Annotated in this window: 30 protein-coding genes; 3 read left to right on the plus strand and 27 right to left on the minus strand. The window is 61.6% G+C overall.

Going from position 1 to position 25,918, the window contains the following annotated elements:
- Positions 1-3: 3 nt before the first annotated feature.
- The 22 genes from LF599_RS09015 to LF599_RS09120 all read right to left on the minus strand — a co-directional run bounded on the left by LF599_RS09015 (position 4) and on the right by LF599_RS09120 (position 17,581).
- Positions 4-267: a PAAR domain-containing protein gene (locus tag LF599_RS09015; RefSeq protein WP_013258605.1), complete on the minus strand. Its 264-nt coding sequence runs from the start codon at positions 265-267 to the stop codon at positions 4-6.
- Positions 264-638, minus strand: coding sequence for a hypothetical protein (locus tag LF599_RS09020; protein ID WP_011366987.1), 375 nt, complete (start codon positions 636-638; stop codon positions 264-266). The genes LF599_RS09015 and LF599_RS09020 overlap by 4 nt, the downstream gene beginning before the upstream one ends.
- 12 nt (positions 639-650) lie before the next feature.
- Positions 651-1,700: a phage baseplate assembly protein V gene (locus LF599_RS09025; protein WP_279523055.1), complete on the minus strand. Its 1,050-nt coding sequence runs from the start codon at positions 1,698-1,700 to the stop codon at positions 651-653.
- A complete protein-coding gene (locus LF599_RS09030; protein ID WP_269941961.1) occupies positions 1,693-2,112 on the minus strand; it encodes a DUF1353 domain-containing protein in 420 nt (139 codons plus the stop codon). The genes LF599_RS09025 and LF599_RS09030 overlap by 8 nt, the downstream gene beginning before the upstream one ends.
- The gene (locus LF599_RS09035; protein WP_279523056.1) at positions 2,109-2,483 is read right to left on the minus strand and encodes a YcbK family protein; all 375 of its coding nucleotides are present in this window, start codon (positions 2,481-2,483) and stop codon (positions 2,109-2,111) included. The genes LF599_RS09030 and LF599_RS09035 overlap by 4 nt, the downstream gene beginning before the upstream one ends.
- On the minus strand, positions 2,476-3,759 hold the full coding sequence (locus LF599_RS09040; protein ID WP_022661715.1) for a phage late control D family protein: 1,284 nt from the start codon (positions 3,757-3,759) through the stop codon (positions 2,476-2,478). The genes LF599_RS09035 and LF599_RS09040 overlap by 8 nt, the downstream gene beginning before the upstream one ends.
- Before the next feature lie 66 nt (positions 3,760-3,825).
- Entirely contained in the window at positions 3,826-4,116 is a 291-nt protein-coding gene (locus LF599_RS09045) for a LysM peptidoglycan-binding domain-containing protein (protein WP_022661714.1), read from the minus strand.
- Positions 4,113-4,583: a CIS tube protein gene (locus tag LF599_RS09050; RefSeq protein WP_011366981.1), complete on the minus strand. Its 471-nt coding sequence runs from the start codon at positions 4,581-4,583 to the stop codon at positions 4,113-4,115. The genes LF599_RS09045 and LF599_RS09050 overlap by 4 nt, the downstream gene beginning before the upstream one ends.
- Positions 4,584-4,592: 9 nt before the next feature.
- Entirely contained in the window at positions 4,593-4,898 is a 306-nt protein-coding gene (locus LF599_RS09055; RefSeq protein WP_269941957.1) for a DUF7768 domain-containing protein, read from the minus strand.
- An 8-nt stretch (positions 4,899-4,906) separates the two neighbouring features.
- Positions 4,907-8,542 (minus strand): phage tail tape measure protein, encoded by a 3,636-nt coding sequence (locus tag LF599_RS09060; protein WP_279523057.1) that lies wholly within the window; start codon positions 8,540-8,542, stop codon positions 4,907-4,909.
- A gap of 143 nt (positions 8,543-8,685) precedes the next feature.
- On the minus strand, positions 8,686-9,363 hold the full coding sequence (locus LF599_RS09065) for a T4 family baseplate hub assembly chaperone (RefSeq protein ID WP_279523058.1): 678 nt from the start codon (positions 9,361-9,363) through the stop codon (positions 8,686-8,688).
- A 15-nt stretch (positions 9,364-9,378) separates the two neighbouring features.
- A complete protein-coding gene (locus LF599_RS09070; protein WP_225940361.1) occupies positions 9,379-9,825 on the minus strand; it encodes a phage tail protein in 447 nt (148 codons plus the stop codon).
- A gap of 30 nt (positions 9,826-9,855) precedes the next feature.
- Positions 9,856-11,385: a phage tail sheath C-terminal domain-containing protein gene (locus LF599_RS09075; RefSeq protein ID WP_269941951.1), complete on the minus strand. Its 1,530-nt coding sequence runs from the start codon at positions 11,383-11,385 to the stop codon at positions 9,856-9,858.
- 2 nt (positions 11,386-11,387) lie between these two features.
- A complete protein-coding gene (locus LF599_RS09080; RefSeq protein ID WP_269941950.1) occupies positions 11,388-11,645 on the minus strand; it encodes a hypothetical protein in 258 nt (85 codons plus the stop codon).
- Positions 11,646-11,657: 12 nt separating this feature from the next.
- The gene (locus LF599_RS09085) at positions 11,658-12,206 is read right to left on the minus strand and encodes a hypothetical protein (protein WP_054033025.1); all 549 of its coding nucleotides are present in this window, start codon (positions 12,204-12,206) and stop codon (positions 11,658-11,660) included.
- Positions 12,207-12,265: 59 nt separating this feature from the next.
- Complete coding sequence (locus LF599_RS09090) at positions 12,266-12,751, minus strand: phage virion morphogenesis protein (RefSeq protein WP_011366973.1); 486 nt, start codon at positions 12,749-12,751, stop codon at positions 12,266-12,268.
- Positions 12,741-13,100, minus strand: a complete 360-nt coding sequence (locus LF599_RS09095) for a hypothetical protein (RefSeq protein ID WP_279523059.1) — start codon at positions 13,098-13,100, stop codon at positions 12,741-12,743. The genes LF599_RS09090 and LF599_RS09095 overlap by 11 nt, the downstream gene beginning before the upstream one ends.
- On the minus strand, positions 13,087-13,551 hold the full coding sequence (locus LF599_RS09100; protein ID WP_279523060.1) for a hypothetical protein: 465 nt from the start codon (positions 13,549-13,551) through the stop codon (positions 13,087-13,089). Before LF599_RS09100 ends, LF599_RS09095 begins: the two co-directional genes overlap by 14 nt.
- The gene (locus tag LF599_RS09105; protein ID WP_011366970.1) at positions 13,538-13,897 is read right to left on the minus strand and encodes a hypothetical protein; all 360 of its coding nucleotides are present in this window, start codon (positions 13,895-13,897) and stop codon (positions 13,538-13,540) included. Before LF599_RS09105 ends, LF599_RS09100 begins: the two co-directional genes overlap by 14 nt.
- 18 nt (positions 13,898-13,915) lie before the next feature.
- The gene (locus tag LF599_RS09110) at positions 13,916-14,779 is read right to left on the minus strand and encodes an HK97-fold major capsid protein (RefSeq protein WP_049675249.1); all 864 of its coding nucleotides are present in this window, start codon (positions 14,777-14,779) and stop codon (positions 13,916-13,918) included.
- An 18-nt stretch (positions 14,780-14,797) separates the two neighbouring features.
- Positions 14,798-15,160, minus strand: a complete 363-nt coding sequence (locus LF599_RS09115) for a hypothetical protein (RefSeq protein WP_013219066.1) — start codon at positions 15,158-15,160, stop codon at positions 14,798-14,800.
- 12 nt (positions 15,161-15,172) lie between these two features.
- Positions 15,173-17,581: a DNA adenine methylase gene (locus LF599_RS09120; protein ID WP_279523061.1), complete on the minus strand. Its 2,409-nt coding sequence runs from the start codon at positions 17,579-17,581 to the stop codon at positions 15,173-15,175.
- A gap of 131 nt (positions 17,582-17,712) precedes the next feature.
- Here LF599_RS09120 and LF599_RS09125 point away from each other — a divergent pair, with 131 nt between their 5' ends.
- Genes LF599_RS09125 through LF599_RS09135 form a run of 3 tightly spaced genes read left to right on the plus strand, consistent with a single transcriptional unit; the run spans position 17,713 to position 20,505 of the window.
- The gene (locus tag LF599_RS09125) at positions 17,713-18,021 is read left to right on the plus strand and encodes a helix-turn-helix domain-containing protein (protein ID WP_235896538.1); all 309 of its coding nucleotides are present in this window, start codon (positions 17,713-17,715) and stop codon (positions 18,019-18,021) included.
- Positions 18,014-19,552, plus strand: coding sequence for an Eco57I restriction-modification methylase domain-containing protein (locus LF599_RS09130; RefSeq protein ID WP_084458312.1), 1,539 nt, complete (start codon positions 18,014-18,016; stop codon positions 19,550-19,552). Before LF599_RS09125 ends, LF599_RS09130 begins: the two co-directional genes overlap by 8 nt.
- The gene (locus tag LF599_RS09135; protein WP_084458314.1) at positions 19,549-20,505 is read left to right on the plus strand and encodes a BsuBI/PstI family type II restriction endonuclease; all 957 of its coding nucleotides are present in this window, start codon (positions 19,549-19,551) and stop codon (positions 20,503-20,505) included. Before LF599_RS09130 ends, LF599_RS09135 begins: the two co-directional genes overlap by 4 nt.
- 57 nt (positions 20,506-20,562) lie before the next feature.
- Here the strand turns inward: LF599_RS09135 and LF599_RS09140 are convergent, their stop codons facing one another.
- The 5 genes from LF599_RS09140 to LF599_RS09160 all read right to left on the minus strand — a co-directional run bounded on the left by LF599_RS09140 (position 20,563) and on the right by LF599_RS09160 (position 25,815).
- Positions 20,563-22,122, minus strand: a complete 1,560-nt coding sequence (locus tag LF599_RS09140) for a minor capsid protein (RefSeq protein ID WP_279523062.1) — start codon at positions 22,120-22,122, stop codon at positions 20,563-20,565.
- Positions 22,122-23,630 (minus strand): phage portal protein family protein, encoded by a 1,509-nt coding sequence (locus LF599_RS09145; protein WP_279523063.1) that lies wholly within the window; start codon positions 23,628-23,630, stop codon positions 22,122-22,124. Before LF599_RS09145 ends, LF599_RS09140 begins: the two co-directional genes overlap by 1 nt.
- Before the next feature lie 114 nt (positions 23,631-23,744).
- Positions 23,745-25,268, minus strand: coding sequence for a terminase large subunit domain-containing protein (locus LF599_RS09150; RefSeq protein ID WP_279523064.1), 1,524 nt, complete (start codon positions 25,266-25,268; stop codon positions 23,745-23,747).
- Entirely contained in the window at positions 25,268-25,546 is a 279-nt protein-coding gene (locus tag LF599_RS09155; RefSeq protein WP_011366961.1) for a hypothetical protein, read from the minus strand. Before LF599_RS09155 ends, LF599_RS09150 begins: the two co-directional genes overlap by 1 nt.
- Complete coding sequence (locus tag LF599_RS09160) at positions 25,543-25,815, minus strand: hypothetical protein (RefSeq protein WP_011366960.1); 273 nt, start codon at positions 25,813-25,815, stop codon at positions 25,543-25,545. The genes LF599_RS09155 and LF599_RS09160 overlap by 4 nt, the downstream gene beginning before the upstream one ends.
- Positions 25,816-25,918 lie beyond the last annotated feature (103 nt).

Raw genomic sequence — 25,918 nt, forward strand, 5'->3', positions numbered from 1 at the left:
CCCTCAGTTGTCGATGGTGTTGGGACTGCCGGTGACTATGATGGCTCCGCAGGCGGTGATGTCGCCGATGCGGGCGTTGGGCAATCCTTCGGTGATGGTGTCGAAGCTGCCGGTCACGATGGGCGTCACGCCATGCCCTGGGATGGGACAGACGTGCAGATCCCCCATACGGGCCACCGGCATGCCGTTGTCCAGCGTCCGGCTCGCCCCGGTGATGATGACGCCGCCGTGACTGCTGATGTCGCCGAGTCGCGCCTGGGAGCTCATGGGTTCACCTTCAGCAACAGGTGGATCAGAAAGCCGACGAGTCCGCCGATGGTGCTGCCGATGGTCAATACCAGGCCGACGATCTTCCACATGGTCTCGGTTCCCATCTTGGAGCCGACCCGGGCATGCAGCCGGTCGATCTCCTCGGCGTGCCGGTGCAGATCGGAATAGATCGAGCGGACCAGCACCTCGACGTTTTCCTTGTCCGATTTCTTCTCGATTTCGCGCTCGATCTTCTCGAGGCGATCCTGGATTTCCCGGCGGTGGTTTTCGAGGATGCTGCGGAATTCCTCCCGCCAATGCTCGAAGGTCCTGGCCAGCAATTCCTCGCTGGCCGAGAGTCCGGAGGGCGTTGTTGTTCTTTCTCCCATGCGATGCTTCCTTCAGGTGTTGATCAAGACGGTGTTCGTCGAGCGAATGATGATGTTTCCGGCCACCCCATCCATGAACACGAGGCTGCCGGACTTGTCGGTGGCGCTGATGCTCTCCTGGCCGGGCGCGGCGTTCATGCGCACCACCTGACCGGCCTTGTCGGTGAGGCGGATCTGTTCGGCGGCGGCGGTGGAATCGACGAGGATTTCCTGGGTGCCGCCCAGCCCCCAGATGTGAACCTTCTCTCGGCCCTTGGTGGTATCGATGAGGATCTTCTGCCAGCGGGAGCGGCCCTTGTCGCACGAGAGGATGTGGACCTTCTCCTTGTCCTGCCAGGCTTCGAGGATCACCTGCTGGCGGCAGAGGTCGGTGAGCTGGACGCGGGCGCGGGAGCCGACGATCTGCGAGGCGATGTCGAGCTGGTCGCCCTTCTCGGCGTCCTTCGTGCCTCGGCGCAGGGCGTTGCCGCTCTGCATCTCCGGCTTCACCTTCCCTTCCATGGTGAGGATCTGTCCGGCGCGGTCGATGATCCGCAGCAGCTCGTCGCCGTCGCGGTCATCGGCCAGGATGGTGTGGCCGGTTTCGGTCTTGAGCAGGACCTTCAGGCGCGGGCAGTAGTACGGCGGATGGCCGTGGTACTTCTTGTGTTCGAGATCGTCGTGCCGGTTGGCCTGATGCTCGACCTTGTCCTCGCAGTCATGGCAGAAGGCATTCGCGCAGGTGCGCTTGGATTCCTCGGGCTGCTCGCCGGGATTGCTCTTGGCCAGCCAGACCCCGGTCCAGATCGGATACTGGACGACGCCGCCCTCGAACTCGGCCCAGACCGAGGCACCTTCCTCGGGGACCAGGAACATGCCGGTGTCGTCGTTGCCGCCGTAGGGGAAACAGGGAGCGGCCCATTCGGACCAGTTCTCCCGCCCGCTGCCGAGCACGGCGGGGATCTCCAGCCGGACCCGGCCGAGGCGTTCGGGGTCGTTGTTGTCGCGCACGAAGGCCCGGTACTTGCCGTACCAGCGGTTGCGGTAGCGTTCCTCGGATTGACGGTCGCGGGTTTCAAGCATGCTCCGCCTCCCGCTTTCGACTGGCGTCCCAGGCCAGCCAGCCGCCCAGACGAACCGCCCAATACATGACCTGCCTTTTCCACAGAGGCACGCCCAGGGCCGCCATCAGTTCGAGAAAGAGGCGGTCGGCAGCAAGCCGCGAGACCTTGCCGGTGTGGTAGAGATAGTCGTGAACGACGGCCGCCGGGGAATATCGTCCCCAGGGCGGCACCACGCGCCAGAACAGGCGCGGCACCGAGGCGAAGTCGGTCTCGAACCCGGCGGGCACTTCGATGATGCGGCCAGCGCCGGTGCGGACACGGAACGGCTGGGTCAGCCTCGCGGTCATTCCATTGGGCAGGATCTCCACCCGAAGAGGCCCGGACAGTCCCAGCGCGGTGCCGGAAAACAGGGTCTTGGTTTCGGTGCTCATGACCGCCACCTCGCCTTGCCCGACCGGCGCACGTCGAGATGAACCCAGGAGGCATAGACGCCGATGCCGCCCTCGCGGAAGAGAGGGATCTCCTCGGCGATGACCGCCAGTTCCTCGGGCCAAACGCCTGCGGGACAGCTCACGTCGGCCGCCATGCCCAGCGTGTGGAAACTCTGCTCCGCGCCGCCCACCGCCTTGTTGTGTCGGTTGCAGCGAAAGCCGCTGGTGATGGACAGCGGTTTACCGATGCGGTCGCGCAGCGTCTGCAGGGCGTCGACCAGGTCGGGATGGACCGCAGCCGAATGGCCGCAGCAGTTTTTGCCCTTGCAGGCGAATTCCGAACGGTTGAAATTTTTGCTGAGATCACCCATTGCCGCCTCCTTGTGTGACCGCGCCGGAGTCCGCGTCGATGGTCACCATGGCTGGCGGCTCGTTTTGCGGCGTGGGCGGGGCCTCCTTGTCGTTGGGTTTGCCCTGGGACTCGGCGGACTTGTCGCCCGCGCCCTTGCCGAGGGCGTTCTTCTTGAGTTTGAGTTCGCAGAGATAGCCTGCGCTGCTGATGCTGTGGCGCACCGAGTGGCAGTAGTAGATGCCGGAAAACTTCTGGCCCACGCCCTTGATCTCGACGTTTTTCTTGGCGCGTAGCTGGGGAATGCCAATGGTGGCGGCGTCCGCCTCGACCTGGCGCAGCTCGGCCTCGCGGAACTTGCCTTCGGCGCTGTCCTGGGCGGGCTCCTGGCGCGGCTCTTCGTGAAAGCCTTCGGAACGGTCGAAGCAGGGCACGATCTGCCCCGTCTCCTGTTCCTTGAAGCTGCCTTCGCCGGTGTTGCCGTCGACCAGATAGGTCTGCTTGCCCAGGGCCGTCCGCTCGGGCGTGGTGGCGTTGTTGGCCTTGTGCTCGACTACGTCCTTCTTGCGCGGGTCGACGCCGACCGTCTTGGTCTCGACACCCGCGCCCTTGGCTCCCTGGGATTGGGTGCTGGGGCGGAACGAGCGCAGCAGGCCCTTGGTGTCGGTGAAATATTCGAGGGTCAGAAGCGGCGTCTGGTCGAGTTCGCGGGGATGGAAATGGAGTTCGTCGTCCTGGATGTAGAAGACATAGCCGCTGACGCCGTCGCCATCGCGGTCGCGGGCCTTTTCCGCCAGCTCCTTGAGGAACTGGGCGTCCGAGATGTTGCTCTGGGTGACGCGGAGATGGGTCCCCTTGGTGGCCGTGACCACCGGCGTGAGGCCGTTGGCGGCGGCGACTTGTTCGGCGATTTCCGAATAGAGGATGCCGGGAGCAGGTTTTTGCCAGACCTTCTGGTTTTCCTTGCCCGCGAGTTTGAAGCCCTTGTCGTAGGCCTTGATGCGGATGGTCGGATCGCCGTTTTCCGGGAAGTCGTAATCGATGTCCTTGATGACCGCTTTCTTGCGCGGAGAGAGGTTCCCCACGTAGCCGAAGCGGGCCACGATCTCGTTGCCTTCCTGGAACAGCGGATCGTCGACGAACTGCAGGTTGCGGTCGGTCACCGACAGTTCGAGGACATCCAACTCCTCCTCGTTGTCGGTGAAAACGAACGAGGTGATCTCCTGGGTGATGTCCTTCGAGAGGTCTTGCCCCTCGATCTGAATCAGAAATGTCGGCTTGAAGGTATCCAGATCCATGCGTCTCTCCGGTAGTTCGCAGTTCCCTGCTTACTTACCGGAAGGCATGGCGAGGTGTCGGACGCTTCAGTCGAGCAGGCGCATCTGGACGTGTTCGCGGGAGGGAATGCGCAGCGCCAGACCCGGCTCGAGCGCCAACGGGAAAAAGAGGTCGTTGTAGTCGCAGATGATCCACCAGAGCCTGGCGTCACCCAGATAGCGGTGCGCGAGCAGATCCAGGCGGTCGCCCTCGACCACGGTGTGCAGGCGGTCGTCGTGTCTGGGGGTGGTGTCGATGCGCTGGCGCATGCCGAGGGAGGTGCCGTCGCTGTCCCGGTAGAGAACGCAGCGGGCGTAGCGGGAATCACGGCCGATCATGAACGTACCTCCGACCAGTTGATGGAACGGTCCACATATTCCTCGAGGACGATGTCCACCTCGGCCCGTTGCGGCAGCAGGTTGTCCCGGTCGAACAGGCCGAAGAAACGCGCCTTCACCTGCCGGACGATGCAGGTCACGCCCGGGTAGAGATCTCCGAAAATCAGCAGCACACGGTGCGGCGCGTTCTTGAGCATGGTTCCGGCGTGTTCCGGATATTGCAGCGAGCGGAGCCAGTCGACCTTCTGTTTCACCGGCCCCTTGAACAGCTCGACCTTGAAGGCGATCCGGCGCGGTTCCCCGGCGACGTACTGGTAGCGCGGATGGCTCATGCCGGGGATTTTGATCGTCGCGTAGTCGGTCGACTTCTCGTCGCTGATGGAGTTGGGGTTGTACTGGAATTCGAGCCGCTCCCCCGTGTCGGCGTCCACCAGATATCCCTTGATGGGCTGTTGATCCCAGGCCATTCCTTACACCTAGGCGATCTCGATGATCGGCTTGCCCAGTTGTCCGGCCCGGTCGAGTTCCAGCCGCATGCCGCTGGAAATGCCGTTGCCGGTGAACGCCCACACCTCGTCGCAACATTCCATGTAGGCCAGGCCGCAGGCGATGCCAGTCTCCCGCTGCTCGGGAACGCTGTCATCGGTGAAGGTCGGATACAGCAGATGCGGCGCGAACGGCGCGTGACCGTTTCTCATGACCTGGCGGCAAAGCGCCTCGGCGACCTTGACGTTTCGGGCTATGTCACCCGCGAACGGGCTGCAGACAAAGATGCGTTTCATCGGTCCTCTCACAGGGTTTCGTAGTTTCTGATCTTCCGCTCCCGCAGGTCCCTGTAGACCGCCTCGGCCACCTTCCGGCCATCGATGTTGGTGGTCACGCTCAGTTCCACCGGGCGGTCGGCCAGACCATCGAGGCGTGAGAGCAGGGATTCCAGCAGCTCGCGCAGACCCGGACCGGCTTCCTCTCCCCGCAGTGGTGTCGCGGGAGCGGTGCGGGCCGGAGTAATCAAGCGTTCGGAAGGCACCGTCTCGGCGAGTCCCGATTGCAGGGGCTTCGCTATCGGAGTCGGCGCGGCCGTCTTGGGCCGTTCAATCCCGGCCAGAGCCGGAGAAGCACTTCCGATTTCCGGTGCCGGTTCCACCGCAAACGGCTGGATGTAATTCTTACTTACCAGTTCGACGGCCGCCGCGACGGTCTGCACGGTGCCGTTCATCGGTTGCGGGGGTGGCGCGGCCGTGGCCATGACCGGCTGGAGCATCAGCATGGCGCTCAGGGCCTTGGGCACCAGGCACTCGTCCAGACGCGGCACGAGACTGAGCACGCTTTCGATGATGCGTTGCCCAATCGATTCGGCGGGCGGCGCAGCTCCGAGCGGTTGCTTCTGTTCGGCCACCTGCGGAATCGGGGTCTGGACTCCCAGCATGGCGCGAGCGGAGGAGAGCAAACCGTTGGCGATCCCAGCGCTTCTATCCTTGATCGCCTGGATGCCCGCGCTCGCGCCGCTGGAAAGCCTTTGCCAGAGGGATTGCCCCTCGGTACCGGCACTGGCAAAGATTCGGCCCACAGCCCCGGGGACGGCAGACAGCGTGGCAACGATCCGGTCGCGAACAGTGACGGCTCCCGTGGCCAGCGCGTCCCAGGCATTGACCTGGGGCGGCGTGATCGCCAGCTCAGGCGTGCCGCCAAACAGGGATTGTTTGAGACCTTCGAAGATGGCACCGGCCTTGGCCGCGACGGTTTGTGCGCCGGAGGTCAGACCGTCCCAGAGTTTTCCGGCCATCCGGAAAGGAGCCGAGGCGGCGTCCATGAGGTTTCCGCCCGCCGTTTTGACCTGCTGCCACGCTCCCGCAGCGGCCGAGAGAATCCCGCGAGCGGCGAAGCCGAACACTTTCGCGGGCAGCGACTGGGTAAGGCTCATGCCGTCGGCGAGAGTCTTGAGCAGCGCGGAACCGGAGGCGGTCAGGCTGGCGAGTGGTCCCTCGCGGGCATCGGAGAACGGCAGCAGATTGCGCAGCTTGCCCAGGGCGTTCTTGAGCATGGTGAAGGGATAGGTCACCGCCGACCAGATCCCTTCGCCCAGGGCGATCAGCAGCTTTTTGCCCGCCTCGAAGAAGGTGGTGTCCCCGGCGAAGAAGGAGCGCACGGTGGCAAACAGATCCCGCAGGGTGCTGATGATCGGCAGATTCAGAATCGCCTGGCGGATCTGTCCGGCGGCGTCGGCCACCAGGCGTCCGAAGGAGGTGAAGATGCCGGAAATGAAATCCCAGACACCGACCACCACATCCCGCGCCCAGCGGAACGGGGTGGCAAGAAAATCGTAGACCGCGCCGCCAATGGCCTTGAGACCATCCAGCAGGGAGATGTCACCGGTCAGCACCTGCCAGACGGAATAGACGATCTTCCCGGCGGCCACGAAGGCCTCGCCGATCATGCGCACGGGCAGCAGGAACTTGTAGATGAACTTGGTCGCGCCGACCAGGGACCCGACGATGATCTTGCCGACCCAGACCACGCTGCGCACCACCACCGCCAGGGCTCGCACGATGAGCGACAGGTTCCAGGCCACGATCTTCAGGGCGAACGCCAACCCCTGCAGAAGCACACCGGCGACGGTGCCGATAACCGTGCCGAAGTTACGCCAGGACGACCCGTCGGTGGCGCTGGCGGCCACGCCGAAGATCTCCACTACTGAAAAGACCGCGCTGGCCAGTGCCGCGTAGGCGCTCATCAGTGTGCGGACGGTCGGTTCGAGGATGGCGCGGATGCGGCCAAAGGCATGAGAAAAAGCGTCCCACAATCCGGCCAGGGCCTCACGAACGCGGTAATAGGCCTTGAAGACGGTGACCACGAAACCCAGCAATCCGGCGGATTCGAGCTTATGGGCCAGTTCGGCCGACATCTGCCCGACGCCGCCGCTGAGCGAACCCACCAGCTCTCTGATCCCCTGAAACACCAGCGAGACCTCGTTCCAGGCCCCGGTGATGACATCCTGGATGCCGCCGAAGTTGGTTTCCCAGGCGCGTTTGAGCAGATACACCGAGAGGATCACGCCCGCGATGATCGCGGTGACGGGCAGAAAATAGGTCGCGACCGCCGAACCCACCCCGGCGAGCGCGGCGCTGATGGCCACGAACCCGGCCTTGATGGCGGGAAGCATGAGTCCCACCATGCCTACGGCGGCGGTGACGGCTCCGGCCACGACCAGAATGGTGCCGAGAGCCATGGACAGTCCCAGGACCACCCGGGTCACGCCCGGCATCGACTTGGCCATGCGCTGCAGGAACAGAATGAAGCGGGATACGCCGTTGATCACCGGCGTGACCACCGGCAGCAGAGTGCGGCCCAGAATTTCGCTGAGGTTGGCCATCTGCTGGCGCAGGAGCAGAAACTGGGCTCCGATGTCCTGATTCATGGCGTCGGCCATCTGTTCGGTGACCGCCGTGCCGGTCTTCATGGCCCGGCCTACCGACTGGATATTGCCTTCGAGGCTCTCCATGCCCGCCGACATCTGCAGCAGGAACTTGACCGCCTCGTCGGAGCCGAAGGCCTTCTTCAGCTTCACCTGGGCGGCGGCGTTGGAGAGATCGGGGAACTGGCGCTTGATCTCTTGCAGGATGGGAACCACGCCCTTGAGGCGGCCGCTGGTGTCGGTGAAGGACAGGCCAAGCTCGTCACCGGCCTCGGCCGCCTTCATGATGAACGCCTTGTACAACGTGCCCGCCTCGGAGCCGGGCATGGTGGTCTGAAGCTGGCCAAGCACGGCGAGCTGCTCGTTCAGGGGAATGTTGCTCGCGGCGGCCACCGCGCCGATGTTCTTGATGGCGTCGGCCATCTGGGTGCCGTTGGTCTTGAACGAGGCCACGGTCTGCGCCATGGCTCCGGAAAAGGCGGTCGCCCATTCCATGTCGTTCATGTCGGCCATGATGGGCTTGAATATCCCGTAGGCCGTGGTGAAGGTGCCGACCATCTCCTGGGTGGTGGCCTTGGTCGCCTTGGCGGTCATGGCGGCCATGGAGGTGAAGACGCCCACGGCCTCGTCGCTGAGGTTGGACAGGGCCGATTTCACATCGTAGGTGGCGGTGATGAAGGCGGCCTTGTCGGCACCGGACCATTGGTTAGTGAAGGATTCGGCGGCGTCCTCGATGGCCCGGAGGTCCTGCACGCCGAGGGACGCCAGCTCGCCCAGGGCTTTCTGGGTCGCGGCGGTGGAGGCGACCAGGGCGGCGGGTACTGCCATCAGGGCCAGTCCCGCCCCCAGCATCATGGTGCCTTGCTGGATGCGGTCCAGGTTGCGGGTCATCCGCTCGCTGGCATCCGCCACGGTGGAATCGAGGTCCATCATGGAGCCACGGATGCGCTGCGCGTTCTGCGAGAACGCATCCTTCATCGATACCACTATGCCCAGTCCGAGATTGCCGTTCATCTATCGCCGTTCCGTTTGCTCACGTTCAAAATCAAGTTGCCGCTCGAGGGCCTCGACGAACTGACGCCGGACCCTGAGCGGCAGCGAGCGGGTTTCCGACCAGCCCCAGTGCAGTCCGCCGTAAGCGAGAAAGAATGCGTCGCTTACAAGCGAACTCCTGGGAACAAAAAAGACGGTTCGGCCTCCAGTCGGGTGCGGATCTTGGTTCCGCAGCCATCGCATTCGGTCTCCACCGAGGTGTCGATTCCCGCGTCGACCCGCGACATCTCCTGCCGCAGCGCGTTGCGGTCGCGCATCGACATTTCCGACAGGCTCTTCTTGGAAGGGGCCTTGCCGTCGATGTCGAGGATGCGAATGAGCATGGCCGAGGAGATGTTGGGCTCGCGCAGGCTGGCCAAGCGTTTTTCCTTATGGCCGTCGAGATATCCGAAGCGCACGGTTTTCTTCGAGCCGGGCAGCTTGAAGACGAACTCCCGCTCCTCGCCGTAGGGGGTGAACTTGAGATCCTCGAGATTGATGGTCACAAAGTTGGTCATGCGGCAGGCGCTGTTCGGGCAGCTCAGCTCCAGCTCCACCTCGTCCCCCAGGGAAATCTGGCGCAGGCGGACCAGAGCGAACAGCCGGTCACCCGAGAGCAGGTTCATCACCTCGGAAAGATCGGGATCGGTCTTCTCGCCCAGCCGGACGAAACAGTTGCGGAGCACCTGGTTGATCGCCTCTCCGGAACGGATCAGGCGTTGGTTGGTGAGCAGTTCTTCCTCGGTCCCGGTCATTTCCCGGAGTTCGAGTTCAGTGCCGCTTGGCAGTTCAAAGCTGTACATGGTCGATCCTCCGGTTTAGGTCCAGTATTGGAAGCAGATGGTGAGCTTCTCGATGGTGTTCTCGGTGTTGCCGCCCTCGAGCTCGTCGTATTCGAGCGCCTTCACCCAGGCCCCGTGCAGGGTCCAGCGGCGGGTCTCGTTACCGGTGCGGTCGTAGCGGACAACATCGATGTCGCGCATGTAGTCGGCCGGAAGACCGCCGGTGACGGCGTTCACGTCCACCTGTTTCTTGATCCATTCGCGGGCCGCCTCGTCGGAGCCGTCCTGCAGGTTGCCTTTCTCGAGGGTGATGTCCTCGAATTTGACCCGCCCCGCCACCTTCTGGTCGAACATCGAACCGGCCGGGGCAAAGGCCACTTCCTCGAATTCGGTTTTGGGCTCCTGTCCCTTATGGAACAGGGCCACGTCGAAGCCGTTTACCTCGATGGCGAACTGCCAGTTCTGGTAAAGGCTCTTGGGCATATTTCCGCTTCTCATAGCCGTGTTCTCCCGTTAGATGATTTCTTTGAAGTCCGCAGAGGTAGCGGTCAGGATGAAGTTCAGCTCGATGAACTCCGCCGTCTTGGTCGGCTTGACGAACACGCGGGCCACCATTTCGTTGCGGTCGATGACCGCCGGGGTATTGGTCTCCTCGTCGCACTGGAAGGCGAAGTCGTACAGGCCACCCTTGTCCTTGATGTCCTGCAGGAAGGGATTGATCAGGCGGCCGAGGGCACGCCAGGTCTGGGGATGGTTCGGCTCGAACACCACGAAGCGGGAGGATTCCGAGATGGCTTCCTCCATGAACATCATCAGGCGGCGGACGTTGATGCGGTCCACGGCCGAGGGCTGGCTTTGCAGCGTCTTCTGGCCCCAGATGTTGATGCCGGTGTCGGGGAACACGGCGATGACGTTGACCCCTTCCGGATAGAGCACATCGCGCTCGCCACGGCTGGTCTTGTAGGCCAGGGAGAGCGTGTTGAAGATGCGGCCACGGTCGATACCGGCGGGCGCGTTCCAGACGTTGGTCTTCTGGTCGCTGCGGGCGATGCAGCCCGCCACCGCGCCGCAGGGCGGCACCAGCTTCTTGCGCGAGTTGACCGGATCGCTGATCTCCAGCCAGGGGTAGTAGAGCGCCGCGTAGGAGGAGTTGAATGCCGCGTGGCTGTACATCCCTTGTCCCTTGCGGAAGTCGACCGCTTCGAGCGGCTCCAGGTGCATGGGCGTGTCGGCGATGAACAGCAGATCCTTGCGCCCCTCGGCATAGGCGATTCCGGCGTTGATCACCGGCACCGTGGTGACGCCGGGGACCATCAGCAGATTCAATGCGTCGATCTCGTCAAAGCCATAGAGGCCGGTACGCTGCGAGGGATCGCCGATGAAATCCGCATCGGCCAGATCGGTCAGCCCGTTGTCGCCGCCATTGAGCGTGAACACGCCCAATGCCGGACGGTCGCCGGGTGTTCCCGTTGCTGCGGCCAGATCCTGGACCAGGATGAAATCCGAGCGGTCGTTGATCGCCAGCTCCACATGGTTGGGCAGCGTCTCGTCCATGCTCAGATCCTTGAACACCTCGACCACATCGCCTTTGTGCCGGACCACCAGGTTGAAATGGTTGGCCGGATCGAGAGAACCGTCCTCGATGGAGATGGAGAGTCGGTCGCCCCAGACGCCTTCGTTCACGGCCTCGATCCGCAGGGCGTCGGCGGGCGTCGCCTCCCGGTTCTGCAGCACGATGGAAGATTTGAGCGCCGTCAGGGTGTCCCGGTCGGTGGAGTCGGTGAGATGGGCGATGCGGGTGACGTAGAGGACCGACCCGCCGTTGTCGAAAAACGCCCGTGCGGCGTAGGCCAGATAGCTTTCGTTGATATAGGAGCCGAAACGGTTGATAAACTGTTCCCAGCTCGTCACCAGCACGGGCTTGTTGATCGGGCCTTTCTCGGCCACTCCGACCATGGCAGCCGACGAGGTCGAGATCTGCTTCACATAGAAACTGAAGTCCGTTTCCCGGGTGTAAATCCCGGGCGATAGATAGGTCGGCATGGTTATTTCCTCCGCTTGCTGGTGGTCTTGGCCTCATCGGCTGCGGCGTCCTCGGTCGCCGTTGGCTTTTCCGGCTCCGGTTCCGCGCCGCCGGTCAGGTCGGTGATGCGCACCAGGCCGCGTTTTCCGGCGGTCTTGATCTCTGCGGAGAGGTCCTTGCGGGCGATGCTCTTGCGCTCTCGCGGCCCGAGGTGGAGGGTTCCCTGGTCGGAGAGGTTGAACGTCAGGGGTTGGAACTGCAGGTTTCTGATCTCGATCACGGTTGTTCTCCTTTACGGTTGAATGGTTCGTTGCTCTGTCACGTCGCCGTGAAACTGGAAGGTCCGGTCCCGGATCAGCCGACCGTCGCGCAGGTCGCCGTCGTACACCGGGCAGGATTCGATGCGGATGCGTCCGGAGCTTTGCCGGAGGTTGGAGAGGTTCACCCGGGCCAGGCCGCCCAGAGGAACCAGTTCGGTAAGATTCAGGCTGCCCTGGTCGGCGATGGCGATCTCCGGGTAAAGCTGGAGGAACCGCGACACCGATTCGTGAAAACCAAGCAGTTCGGCCTCCCGGTCCACGGTCACCACCAGGTCGAAATCGAGGTGATAGAGACGGGGAAACCGGCACTCCTCGAAACTCAGCTCCGCGACATTCTTCTCGAATAGGCGGCTCTGGCTGCGGCGGAAACGGTCTTCCGTCAGTTTCGGCCCCTGGAGGATGACGCTGGGGGTGCGCTGGACCTCGAACAGGTCATCCGGGAACACCAGCACGGTGTCCGGATGGATGGCCTGCTTGGCCAGGCGGATCAGGGTTTCTGTGACGGTCTGTATCGTGCTCAAGGGACGCCTCCGTTTTCTGCCTGGTTACTTACCGGAAGCGCTGGCGATGTGTCGGAGGCTCAAAGCGCGGAGCGGATCGCCTCACGATAGTTCTGGAGGATCTGCTCGCGGTACTTCTCCATCACCGGATGTAGAAAAGGTCTGGCGGGGATGATGATGGTCGCGCCGTTCGGATGTTTGATGGTGGCTCCGTACTCCATGACGGCACCGATGTTCACCATGTCTTCACCGTCCTTGTTGACGGTGCCGCGCAGCAGTCCGACGAACGCCTTGTCTGCCATGATTTTTTGGGTGATGGCGTTGATGAGAAAGCCGGTGTCGATGAGCGCCTTGCTGGAACCTTTGCGCTCGATGGTGCTTTCGGCGAGTTTCACGAAAGCCTGTCCGCCCGGGGCCTGGGAGCGAATCCCCCGCTGGATCTCGCGCACCAGAAAAAGGGCGTTGCGGATCGTGGCCTGACGCAGGGCCGTGGCCAGGCGCGGCCCCATGCCGGTGGTCAGCTTGGCGCGGGCCTTGTCCCAGTCACCGGTCCGCCTAACGCCCATTGAGCTTCACCAGTTGCAGGTTCTTATGAGTGACGGTGCCGAAGAAGTGTTCTTCTTCCACACTCTGTATGCGATAGGTTTCCCTGTCTGAGGCCAGGCGGTCTTCACCCCGGACATCGGCATCCGGAAGGACACAGGCAAGCGCGTCGATCTTGCCGCTCAGCTCCTCCGGCGGGGTTTCATTCAATTCAAGGGGGATGACAGAGACTTCCGCGTATTCGGCATCATCGGTGCCGTAGAGCCGCTCGCCGGGAACGACGCGCAGGACGCGTGCGGTCTGGCCGGAGGAGAGGATCAGCCGGGCGACGTCGGCCACGGCTTCGGCGCGTTCCCGGTCATTCAACAACATCGAGATCGATCCCTTGTTCGTAGATGACCGGCATAAGGCCGCTCGGAGTCAGGATGTAGGCTTCCTGATCGAGCTGGGTGGCCGGACGCAGCTCGGTGAGCCGCTGGCGGTAGTCGACGAGCAGATCGGCTTCGAGCTTGGCCCAGTGGCCGGGCTGGCCGGTTTTGTCCACCCGCTTGTCACCGCTGGAAAAGGAGAAGGCGTTGGCGGTGGCCGAACGCATGACCTGGCAGGCGTGGATCTGCGCCATGATCACCAGGAGCTCGCGGACCTCGCCGGTGGGATCGGGGGTGATCTCTCCGACCGTGATCGTCAGCGATTGGTCGAGGTCGCGGCCAACCCGGAAAACGGCTTTCCGGACGCATCTCTCCAGAGTCTGGTCCTCGAAGAGAGATGCGCCCGGATCGGACAGGTCGAGCCGCAGGTCGGCGATCAGGTCACTCAGCAGCACCTTGCAGGCCCTCCAGACGGCTCTTGAGCGCGTCGATCACCGTGCGGCGTTTTTCGGTTTCCATGTAGCCTTTGAGGGTTTCCGGATTGGCTTCCTCATTGACCTTGGAGATGGCGTCGGTGGCGGAGAGTTTGCTCAGGTCCACCGGTTCCGCGTCCTGGTCGGGCTCTGGAGGGGCGAGCGGTTCCTGCTTCGGTTTGTCGGCCATGGCCAGGCGGCCGTTCTTGAGCGCCGCCTGGATCTGCTTGGTGAGGCGTTCCACCTCGACCACCTGGCCGGGCTTGAGTTTCAGCCCGGCGTCGGGGATCACCAGAACGCCGGGACGGATGTTCTTGATTCGATTCATCTCACGTCACCTCCCGGATTACGGAACCAGTTTGACCTTGGCCATGATGTCGGGGCGGGTAATGCCCTGGCCGATTTCGGACCACACCAGCCAGCCGGTCTTGAAGCGGGTCTTCTGATCGATGGACTCCGTCTTCAGGTTTTCGCGCACCGGCATCTTTCCGACCTCTTCATCCGGGACGATGATGATCTCGTCCAGCGGCATGGAGGCGGTCAGCAGAATGCCGCCGGTGCCGTAGTTCTTGATGACACCCTTCTGGCGCAGCTCGAGCTTGGTCTGGGGATCGAGGTTCCAGCCGCGCATGTCGTTGAACCGGCGGCCGCGCAGGACGATGTACTTCACCGACAGCTCCAGGTCCTCGATGATCGAGATGGCCTCGTTCAGTGCATCCTCGGTGAGCAGGTCGCCAGTGACCTCGATGGTGTTGGTCGCCGGGATGGCCGAGGAGAGCACCGAGATGGTGCGGCGGTCCATCTCCTTGCGAATAGCGTCGGCGGCGCTGGTCTGGATGTCCATCAGCGTGCCGATGTTGCCGTTCTTGAGGACGGAAACGTCCACCATCGGATTGGAGTGGATGCGGTTGGTGGGGAACTCGACCTCGTCCTTGCCCACCTCCTGCTCCTGGGCGTCGCCGTCCTTGCTGATCCAGTGGGCCTTGACGGTCGGTTTCTTCTGGTAGACCGGACGTTCGCCCTTGGGCAGCGTGTGCTTGGTGAGCAGCAGCGAGGAAATCTCCTTGCGCTTGATCTCCTGTTCGATGGGCGCGGCAATGGCGGCGGCAAGCGCCCGCATGCCTTCGGGCGACTCGAGAGCCTCGCTCATGAGCCGCGCCATGGTTTCCATGTACTCCTGGGAGTGGATCTTCAACTGATTGGTTTTCATGTGCGTGGGCTCCTTGGGTTAGACGAGCAGGCGGAATTTGAGGACGCCGCTCTGTACGGAAATGGCGTGGGCGACGACGTGCTCCCCGGCCGCGACGCCGTTGGTCAGACGACCGCCCGCCGAAACTTTCAAGTCGTCTCCGGCGACGACGGTCCCTTCGAAGGCGTCGGTCTCGTAAACGCCGCCGTCGCAGTAGATGCCTGGCATTTCGCCACCGGCGTAATCCTTGATCAGGATGCCGAAGGAGCGCTTGGTGGGATCGGTGTTGACGGCGAACAGGTCGTCGCCGACCACGCGGACCACCTGGCCGAGTTGGCCGTCGCCCTGGATGTGGCCGTCGCCATAGGCGAGGCTGCGGTGACACGGATTGATGAATGACATGGTGTTTCCTCCTTAAGCGTTGATTTCCGAGTGTTCGGGAGTGTCCTCGCCGACACGGTTGCGGTAAGCGGCCATGAACCCGTCGCGCAGGCGGTCCTCGAGCGACACCTTGCGGTCGTCCACATCGTGGGGCCGGACACCGGCGTCGCTGCGCAGCGGGGTTTCCGTCGATGCCTTGGCGGCGGGCTTGCCGCCCTGGTCGCTGTCGGCGGGTTTCTCTTCCTTGTCCTTGTCCGCTTTTGCCGACTTGGGCAGGCGTTCGTAAGCGGCCTCGGTGGCGGCGAATGCTTCGTCGGACAGTTCGGCCAGGCGTTTCAGTTCGGCTTCCCGGTCCTCATCGGAAGCGAAGGAGAGTCCCTGCTTCTCAAGCCGGGTGAGCAGCTTCTTGGCCCGGGAGCGGCAGGCGGCCGCCTTTTGTTCGGCTTCCAGTTCCTGGACGCGTTTCTGCAGCTCGGCCACCTGGGCCTTGAGCTGCCGGTTTTCCTTTTCCAGGTCGGTAACGCGGGCAGGATCGCCTTCCTGCTGGGCCGGTTTCTTCTTGGCCGCGTCAGATTCAGTCTTGGCGGCCGGGTCTTCGGTAGGTTTGGTTTTGTCTTCCATCGTGGAATCTCCTTCGGGTTGGGATTGGTCGGGCTGGCTCTGAAGGGACGCCACCTGCAGAATCCTGGCGTTCTCGTCCGCGCCTTTGCGGTCGAGCAGTCCCAGTCCGGTGAAAGTGACGCCGTGCAGAATCTCGAAAACGGGTTGGCCGCCCACATCACGGCCCTTGAATTTGCGCAGGTGGGTGCAGTAGTCGGCCTTGTTCTGGAAGCGCTTGTGGCAGACCGAGCATTCGCCTTCCTGGTAGTCGCACTCCATGGAGACCTGGGAGATGATCCCGCGCTTCATCAGCTTGTAGGCCAGCCGGGCGGCCGGGGTGTCGTGGACATACAGCTCGCCGACGCATTCCACGCGGCCGCCGTTGTCGTCCTCCAGGTAGTCGGCGGCGACGATGCCACCCACGATGTCGTTGAACTCCTGCGAATGCTGCAGATCGACCTTCTTGTTCACGGCCGTCATGTGCCGACCGGACAACTCCTCGGCGGTGAAGTGGTCGCCGTTCTTGTTGGTCCCGGTTCGGCAGAGCACGAAGCTGAACTGGGGGTCGCCCGCCGAACCGACATCCATGGCCTCGGTCGCGAGGCGTTCACCATCGCCCAGCCGGATGTCCACGGGGATGCTGGTGTGGAAGTTCGCGGCGGCGGCCATCGGAACGGGTTTCTCCTCCCGTTCGGCGCTGGCCTTGGCCCCGGGAGCGCAGACGAACAGACGTTCTTTGGCGTTGGAAGCCTCGCCGTGCTTGGAGGTGATGGCGTAGTGGTGATCCTTGGACTTCATCCGGCTCTGTTTGCCGAAGGAGCCGATGATCCGCTTCATCTCCTGCTCGTTGGGATAGGCGTGATCGCGGTAGGAAATCAGCCAGTGCGGAATGTGCTTGGCATTGCCGAGAAAGGTCTGGAAGAACTCGCTGGCGTTGGCCTTGGTGACGGTCTTGTGGTCGGTCTCGTAATACTTGACCTTGGTGTCGGCCTTGATTTCGAGCCCTTCCCAATAGGTCATGAGCCCTTCCACGAAGTGGTAGGCCCGCTCGTAGTTGGTAGTCGAAAACTCGGTGGCGTAGGGCGGATCGAAGTAGGCCAGATCCGCCTTGGCTTTCGGCAGCAGGTCGTTGATGTCCTGCCGGTGGGCCTTGTTCTCCTTGTCGTTGTCGAAGACCAGGGCGTTGATGCGCTGCAGGTTCTTGCGCAGACGATCCTTGAATTCGTCTGGGGTGTCCTGGCGGCGGCCATAGTCGGTGGACGACGAGAAGTGGCCGAAGCCGCCCTTGCCGCTCATGCAGGTCTTGCCGAGGCCGAACAGGGCGATGTCTTTCTTGAAGCCGGAGAGCTTGTCGCAGTTGGCGCGGATGGTGTCGATCAGCGCATGGACGCCCTTGGCGAAGAAAATGCCCTTGAAGTTGTCCTGAACGAAGCTGCCCGCCTTGGCGTTGTCGGCCAGGAGCGCCTCGATCTCGTCCTCGCTCAGGCGAACCGAGTTGTTCTCGATGATCGCCTTGGCGGCGTGGTGGCAGTAGCGGAGCCGGTCGTTGGCGATGACCTGGAGGCCCTTGGTCTTGTACATGTAGGCCACGACCGCAGACCCCGAAAAGGCGTCGAGCACGGTGCCAACGCCTTCCGGGGTATGCTTCCAGATCCAGTCGACGAGCTTCTGCTTACTGCCGATGTAGTTGGTGATGTACTTGGGGCGCTTCTCGGGAGGGAGCTCTTCAGGAGCGGACTGTTCGGCGGCCTCGGTCCCGAGCGCATCGGGATCGAGAGTCAGCGCCGCATCGGCCTCCAGTAGAAACGCCAGCCTTTCCAGGTCTGTGGCGAACAGTTCCATCAACGTCTCCGGTCAGTTTGCTGTGCTCTCCGCGACCTGCGGGGAGCGTTCAGCGGTTACTTACCGGAAGCGTCGGCGATGTGTCGGAGGGTGACGGCGAATTTCAGCGGACGGGACTTGGGGGGAAATTTATGGAAGTTGCCGAGATTTGGCTTGAAAATCGGCCTGGTATTCGTTATTTTCTATTATCATGTTTTATTACAGAATTCAGAAAAGCGGTGACTGACATGGAACCACAAGACAAATGGCTGACCATCGAGGAGCTTTCCGGTTATCTGAAGATGAGCCGCAGCAAGCTCTACCAGATGGCCCAGAAAGGCGAGCTGCCCGGTTCCAAGATCGGAACCCAGTGGCGGTTCGACCGGGACCGGATCGATGCGTGGATGAACGAAAAAATGAGCGCACCAAGCAAACGAAAAACGGGGGCTCAACATGCCTGAAGCTTTATTGAAAGAACCTCTAAATCTTCTGTCTCGGGCGGATGCTTCGAGGAAAATTGCAAACGGCAAGCTCAAGGTGGAAACCAAAAGTGCTTTTGGCCAGTATATGACCCCGGCCACGGTTGCCTCGTTTATGGCTTCGTTGTTTCCCGCCCCATCAAGTCAGAATATCCGGCTGTTGGACCCCGGAGCAGGTGTCGGCAGTCTGACATCCGCTTTTGTCGAACATCTCTGCAAAGGTAAAAACGGCTATCGTATTGATTTGGACGCCTACGAAATAGACTCGGTAATGCGTTCCTATCTGGAGAAGAATCTTGATCTGTGCGAAATAACCGCAGCGAAAAGCGGTGGTTCGGTGGCGTGGCGCATTATTGCTGAGGACTTCATAACCGAAGCATCAAAGAAGGCGGCTTCGCTTAATAGCCTGTGGCCTGAAAAGGTGGATAAGTACACGCACTGCATTATGAATCCTCCCTATAAAAAGATTTCCAGCGCATCACGCCACCGGGCATGTCTTCGCACCGCCGGAATTGAAACGGTTAACCTGTATTCAGCTTTCGTTGCCTTGTCCTTGCTGTTACTGGAAAAAGGCGGATATCTGGTTGCAATCATTCCCAGGAGTTTTTGCAATGGACCGTACTATCGTCCATTCCGGGAGTTCATGCTGAAACATGCCGCTGTGCGGCGCATTCATCTGTTTGGCTCCAGAAACAAGGCGTTTAGGGAAGATAAGGTTCTTCAGGAAAATATCATCGTGGCGCTTGAAAAAGGTGGTCTGCAAAAAGGTGTCACTGTCTCGACTTCCACCGACGATACATTCTCCGACACATTCATTTCCGATTATCAATTCAGAGAAATTGTCCGCGAGGATGACAAAGAACTTTTTATTCATATCCCGGCGACACCGGAAGCTGATTTTCTGGACGATGCGAAAGCATTTAACTACTCGCTTTCGCAACTTGGCATACAGGTTTCAACCGGTCCGGTTGTGGATTTTCGCATGAAGGATCACTTGAAAGCCATGCCTGAAGCCGGAACAGTGCCGTTGTTGTACCCATGTCATTTCAAGGGACAGTCCATGCAATGGCCGATAGTAGGAGGGAAAAAGCCCAATGCGATTCTGTGCAATAAGGAAACGCAAAAATGGCTTTATCCGAATGGCTTTTATACTGTGGTGCGCCGTTTTTCATCAAAAGAAGAAAGGCGGAGAATTGTGGCGAGCGTTGTTGCCCCTGCGGTGTTTGGTGGAGTGGAGAAGCTTGGCTTGGAAAATCACCTCAATGTTTTCCATAGCAATAAAGGGCCGCTAACAGAGGCCCTTGCAAGAGGGCTTTCCGTCTTTCTGAATTCAACGGCTGTTGATGACAACTTCCGGCGGTTCAGCGGCCACACACAAGTCAATGCAACCGATCTTAAACTTATGAAGTACCCGAGCCGCAAGGCCCTCATTGAACTCGGACAATGGGCAATCAAGCAAGGGGAGTTGACTCAGGATATGATCGACGAAGAAATGGAGAGAATTGCGGAATGAACCAGACCAACAACCATAAGCAAATCAGTGACGCGATCAATATCCTGGTAGCTCTTGGAATGCCGAGGGCGCAGCAGAACGAACGTTCCGCGCTCTGTCTTCTTGCCTTGTTGAATCTCACACCCGGCAAGAAGTGGAAGGAGTCTGAAAAACCGTTGATGGGGATAACGCCCATCATGGATTGGGCGCGTGAGCACTATCAAAAAGAGTACGCCCCAAATACTCGGGAAACCGTCAGGCGGCAAACCATGCATCAGTTCGTGGATGCAGGAATCGCACTCTACAATCCAGACAAACCCAACCGGCCTGTAAACAGCCCCAAGGCCGTTTACCAGATCGAAGATACCGTTCTGGAGTTGCTACGTTCCTTCGGTACTTCGATGTGGCATGACAACCTGACGTCCTACCTTGCCGACCGCGAAACCCTTGCGGCGCGTTACGCAATGGAACGGGAGCAAAATCGGGTTCCCGTGAAAATCGCCAAGGGCAAGGAGATCACCCTGAGTCCCGGCGAGCACAGCGAATTGATACGAGACATTATTGAGGAGTTCGGGCCTCGATTCGTTCCCGGCGGCGTGCTGATCTATGCTGGCGATACCGGTGACAAATGGGGATATTTCGATGCGCCTTTGCTCTCCGATCTTGGCATCAGTGTCGATTCTCACGGGAAAATGCCCGATGTCGTTCTGTTCTGTCCGAAAAGAAACTGGCTGTTACTCGTTGAATCCGTTACCAGTCACGGCCCTGTGGACGGCAAAAGACATGCGGAACTGTCACAGCTTTTCGCCAATTCCAAAGCGGGGCTTGTCTATGTCACCGCCTTTCCAAACCGTTCTCTCATGGGGCGGTATCTTGGAGAAATCGCCTGGGAAACGGAAGTATGGGTGGCTGACGCCCCTTCCCATCTGATTCATTTCAACGGAGAGCGATTCCTCGGACCTTACAAGGACTGAACAACTACTGCCTTCCCCGTCCATTCATGGTCCAAAGCCTCTTTCGGCAAGGTTTCATTATCGGTCCCGGATCTGCCGGAGAATCCACTTTCTCAGCGTTTCCTCGGTCGCCAGCCGGATCAGCGCCTCGACAAGCTGCTGCTTGTTCTTGAGGATGCCGATGCCGTGCTTCTGTTTGGCCGCCGCGAGTTCCTTGCCCATCAGGCCGCTGTGATCCACGCCGGGCTCCAGCTTGTCCAGCAGCTCGATGGTCTCCTGCTTGGTCATGTTGAGGGAGATGCCGTTCTCCTTCGCCATCTCCTTGAGCTGCTGGGCGGTCATGCCCTCCAGCCCCTCGGCGGGCGGGATCTTCGCCATCTGGGCTGCGAGCAGCTTGGCCTGTTTGAGTTCCGCCTGTTTCAGTCCGAGCAGCTCGACCAGTTCTTCCTTGGTCCGCAGCAGGCCGATCTTGTGTTCCTTGAGCTTGGCGCTGAGCGCCGCTCCGGCCAGGTCACCGTGATCGATCCCCGGTTCGGCCAGGTCGAGCAGCTTGATGAAATCGGCCTTGGTCCGGGCAATGGCCACGCCGTTCTGTTTCGCCAGGGTCTGGAGCTGTTTAACCGTCAGCGAGCCGAGGTCGGCAATGTCGCCGTTTTCAAAGGCGCTCTTGAGCTTGGCGTTCTCCTTGGCCTGGGCGTCGGCCATGCCTTCCAGCACGTGGGGCGGGAGAATGCAGGCGTCCCCCTGCGATGCCTGGGCGGCGGCCTTGGTGGCCATCTCGCTACCGCAGACGGTCATCGGCCAGGCCACGATGTTGGTACAGCGGCAGTGCGGATGCGCGGGTTGCTGGGGGAACTTGTCGATGGGAAAGGTCTTGCCGTCCAGGCCGCCGCAGACCGGGCACATGCGCTCATCCTCCATGGCCAGCCATTCCAGTTTCTGGATGCCGACCCGCTCGTGGAACTTGAGCCTGCCCATGTTGTGGGCGCGGAGGACCTCGGTGCGGGCGATCATCTCCATGCGGTACTGAGCCTTGTTGAACACCCGGCTTCCGGCCTGGCGAAAGGAGTCCTTGTCGATGATCACCTTGCCCATATCCCGGACGATGTCGTCGGCTCCCTTGCCCGTGGCGACGCCGTTCAGGATGGTGCGCTTGATGCCGTCTGCGAGTTCGCGGTGAACGTCACCGGCGAGTGTGAGGTTGTACTGCGCCATGAAGTCGAGAGCATTGGTGTCGACGATGGTGAACACCTTGGTGGCCAGCTTGTCGATGCCTTCGGGTTTGAGGTCGGCGTAGAACGGCAGCGCCGCGTCGGCGAGTTCGCCGATTCCCTGCTGGATGCCGAGCTTGAAGGAGTCCTTGGTTGTCTTGCGAAAGACCAGGGTCTGCTCCCGCTTGAGCCGCTTCATGGTGTCGTCGAGTTCGAGCTGGAGCTTTTCCAGCCCTTTGAGGGCGGCGAGCTTGTTGTCCGGCAGGGAGCCGAGGGAGCGGTACTGGAGAATGGCGCGGGCGACCTCGTCTTCGGCCTGTTTCAGTGCCTGGGTGAGTTGGGCCGTGACCTGGTCGTTGTAGCGGTTGCGGGCCGTCAGGCTTTTCAGGGTGGCCGCCTGGATGCGCTGCTTGAGGTCCGACGGCATCAGCGGGGCTCCCGGCGGTCGATGAAGCGACAGGCCGGGGCGTCGAAAGTACGCTCGCTGTTGTGGACCCGGCAGTGGTTGGTGTCGGCAATGAAGTGGCTGCACTCGTCGCACACGGCAGCAATGCCGGTGGACTCCAGGTCGCCCGACCAGACCAATGCCGCCTCCGCCGTGGGTTCATCGTTCTCGGCCGGAATCCCGAGCATCTTCCGGGCGCGAGGCACGCTGAGGATGCCGGAGACGACCATATCCACCACCGGCTTCACCTGCTTCTCGTCCATCAGGTCGATCTGCTTACGTTCGGTCTCGCGGTTGGCGGCCTCGATGTCCGGGTCCAGGTCCATCTTGAGCTGAAGGCTGGAGCGGCTGATGAGCTTGCGGTCGTAGAGTTCGATGAGGAGCTTCTTGAAATCGACCGCGTCGCTGGGGTCGAGGTCGTTGAAGATGAACTGGATGCTTTTGTCGCCGTGGCCGTTTAGCTCCATCCAGTCGTCGAACACCCAGTCGAGGAGCTTGCGTGCGGCCTGTTTGATCTCGCGGATCATGACCATCATCTTCTGCATGCTCACCGAGGCGGTGGCGAAATTCGGGCCGTCGCCGGTCACCAGCGAGCGTGACAGACCCAGGGCCACCACGATGTCTTCCTTCACCTCCTTGACCTTGTCCTCGACGTTGAGGACCTGACCGTCGGTGCCGTGGGTTTCGACATTGACGTAGAACGGGACCACCAGGCCGCTTTTCATGTCCATCTTGTTGACCATGTCGCGGACCTGTTCGAGCATCCGCTGATCCGGCATCACCATCTTCTGGCCGAACGCGCCGCCCACCTTGAGCAGGCGGAACGGTGTGGCCCAGCGCTTGGCGATGGCCTGTTCGGCCCGGCGGTAGTCGCGCAGCAGTTCGATGGCTTGAAAAGCGGGAAGCACGAGGGAGTTGCCCCGGGGCGAGAAGGCCGGTGCGTCCCATTTGAGGTGGACCACCTGCTCGACGGGCAGTGGAATGGATTCGCCGCCGCCGGGTGTGTCCTCGGGAAATTGCCGGGCCTCGATCAGTTCGCCCTGGGCGTATTTGACCTTGACCGAAACCGGGTTGACGCAGACCAGCTCCTCGATGTCCTGGCCGGACTTGGTGAAGCGCTTGAAGCCGATGGCGTCGCCTTTCACCAGGAGCTGAAGAACCATGTCCTTGATGAACTGCGAGACGTTCAACCGCCAGGCAGCCTCCAGAGCCTGCTCCTTGAGGGTCTCGTCATCGCTGGTGATTTTGATCTCGTCGCCCACGGCGAAGGTGCGCCAGGAGTTGACGCAGTTCTTCACCAACGGCTCCTCGACGTAGTATTCCCAGGCCTTGCGGGCGCGTTCTTCCCAGGTGGCCGGAATCGCTTCGGCGGCGTTGACCTTGCTGAAGGCGGCCGAGTCGAGCGCGGCCGCTGCGGCCAGCGGCGCGATGACAAAGCCGGTGGTGTCCAGGCTTTCGGGTTGTTCGTCCTGATTGGCGGTGCTTTCCACGTGATCCTCTCGGTAGTTTCGGCCATGACAGCCGCACATCCGGCCCGTGTGGACCGAACCCGGCTCGATGCCGGTTACTTACCGGAGCGGGGTGGAAAGCGTCGGAGGATGCGATCAGATGAAGATCGGATTGGTGAGTACGGGCTTGAGCGAGACCACCTCTTCGCCGACCGGGTCGAGGTTGCCTTCCTCCCGGATCAGCATGGCGCAGCGCACCGCGTCAATGATGTGGTCGTTGCCCTTGGAATAGATGATCTTGCCGTCCCGCAGGGTGTAGGTGTGGGTGGTGAACTGGTCTTCCACCTCCAGGTCGTCCGAGGGGAAAATGATCTGCTTGCGCTGCAGTGCCCCGTTGATGAGGCTGGTCATCAGCTCCTTGGTCTGCTTCTTGATTTCCTTGCCGTCGCGGACCGCCAGCCGGGTCATGCCGCCGAAGTCGTATCCCTTTAGCCTGCCTTCCAGTTCCAGCCCCTTGTACTTGTCCAGGGTGAGCAGTTCCTGAACCACGGCCAGGCCATTGCCGCCGTTGTCCACGCCGATTCCCGCCGGGGTGTAGTACCGCTCCAGCAGCGCGATGATCTGGGCGATGTGCGGATAGGAAACGTGTTCAAGATGCACGCGCAGGATCATCTTCAGCAGCGTCCGCTCGCCGATCTCCATTTCCTGGAATACGACAATCTCGGTGGGATCGTTGGTGTAGCCCAGGTCGCCGCCGACCCAGAACTGCCCGCTGCGGGGCGTGAGGTTGAGCAGCATCTCCAGCCGGTCGTGGGCCGCTTCCTCGGTGTCGCAGTCGCGCAGCTCGGAATCGGTGATGACGATCTTCTGGTACTCCAGCAGATCCTGCCGACAGAGGTTGAACTGCTCGACATTGAAGGCCCCATAGGAGGGCTTGCCGTGTTCACCGGCCACCTCGTGCTGCCAGCCGGAGCTGTCGCGGCCGCCGTAGAACTCCAGCAGTTCGGCCTCGCGATCTTCGGTCCACAGGGGATTGAGCCAGGACGGCCAGCGGAACACATGGAACTGATCCGACGAGGTGAGCCGGTAATAGGTTGTGTCGCGCAGGCCGTTGGGTGTGGAGTAGATGCGTAGCGTCCCCCCGGCCTTGAGGCACTGGCGCAGCGCCTTCCAGGCCCGTTCGGTCAGCCAGGCTCCTTCATCGACCCAGACACGGCCAACATGCAGGGACCGAAAGGCGTCACCATAGGCCCCGGCCGGGCGGAAATAGAGCACCGAACCGTTGGTGAACTCCAGCCGGAAATAGGGTTTGCGGTGGATCTTGGGCTTGCCGTACTTGGTCAGGGCGATGCTGTTCATCAGATCCGGGTTGCTGTCGAGCTGGAACTCGATCTCCTCGATGATGGTGTCGAGGTGCCCCTGGTGCGGAGCCGCGATGAGGCCCTGGCCGCCTCGGGTGGTGAAGGCGTAATGGAGCGCGTCGGTCGAGAGCACGATGGACTTGCCCACGTCCCGGCCGTCGAGGTGGATGATGTTCTTGGCCGGGCAGCGCAGGTCCTCCACCTGGTGCAGCCAGTAGTCGCGGCCTGAGCCATCCCGGTTGTAGAGGTAGGCTTGCCCCCACAACACGGGATCGCTCAGGGTCGCCGCAAGTTTGCGCTCCTTGTCGGTTACCGCCATCAGTGCATTCCCGTCCTCAAGGCGCTGCCGAGGATGGTGCCCACCAGTTCCGTCAGGATCTGCTGCACAGCCAGAGTGTTCTTCCTGTCGTGGACAGCCTCCTGAATGTCGATGATGGCCTGGTCCAACTCCGCCCAGGCCCGGTACTGCTGCTGGGCCGCTTCCAGACGGCCGAGGGCGTTCTCGATCCGTCCCGCCGCCAGTTCGGTGCCGATTTCGACCAGGGCCTCACCGGCCTGGCGAACGGCATCGCTGTTTTCCTGAAGGATCTCTTTCATTGGCCTGCCTCCCGGTTCGAGCCGTTGGCCCACTGGTCAAGGGCGTCCACGGCGGTCTGCAGGCGCAGACCGACTCCGGTCAGGCGCTCGGCGTCCGGGTGGCCGACCTCGCGCAGCGCCTTGTTGGCCTCGGTCACGTACTCGGGCGTGTGGCGGTTGACGGTGGCCACCGCCGACTGGATCTGGGCCGGAGGCCGGTAGGTGGCGCAGCCGGTCATGATCCCGGCCAGCGCCAGTGGGATGGTCCATTCGAGGGTCTTCTTCAACATGTTGATCTCCTTTGGGTTATGGGTTTGGGGCACATGCAGAAAGATCTCTGCAAACACTTGATTTCCAACGAAATAGAAGCGTCATTGGATGTGACGCGGGATG

The organism is Pseudodesulfovibrio thermohalotolerans (genome assembly GCF_021353295.2).
GTDB lineage: Bacteria > Desulfobacterota > Desulfovibrionia > Desulfovibrionales > Desulfovibrionaceae > Pseudodesulfovibrio > Pseudodesulfovibrio thermohalotolerans.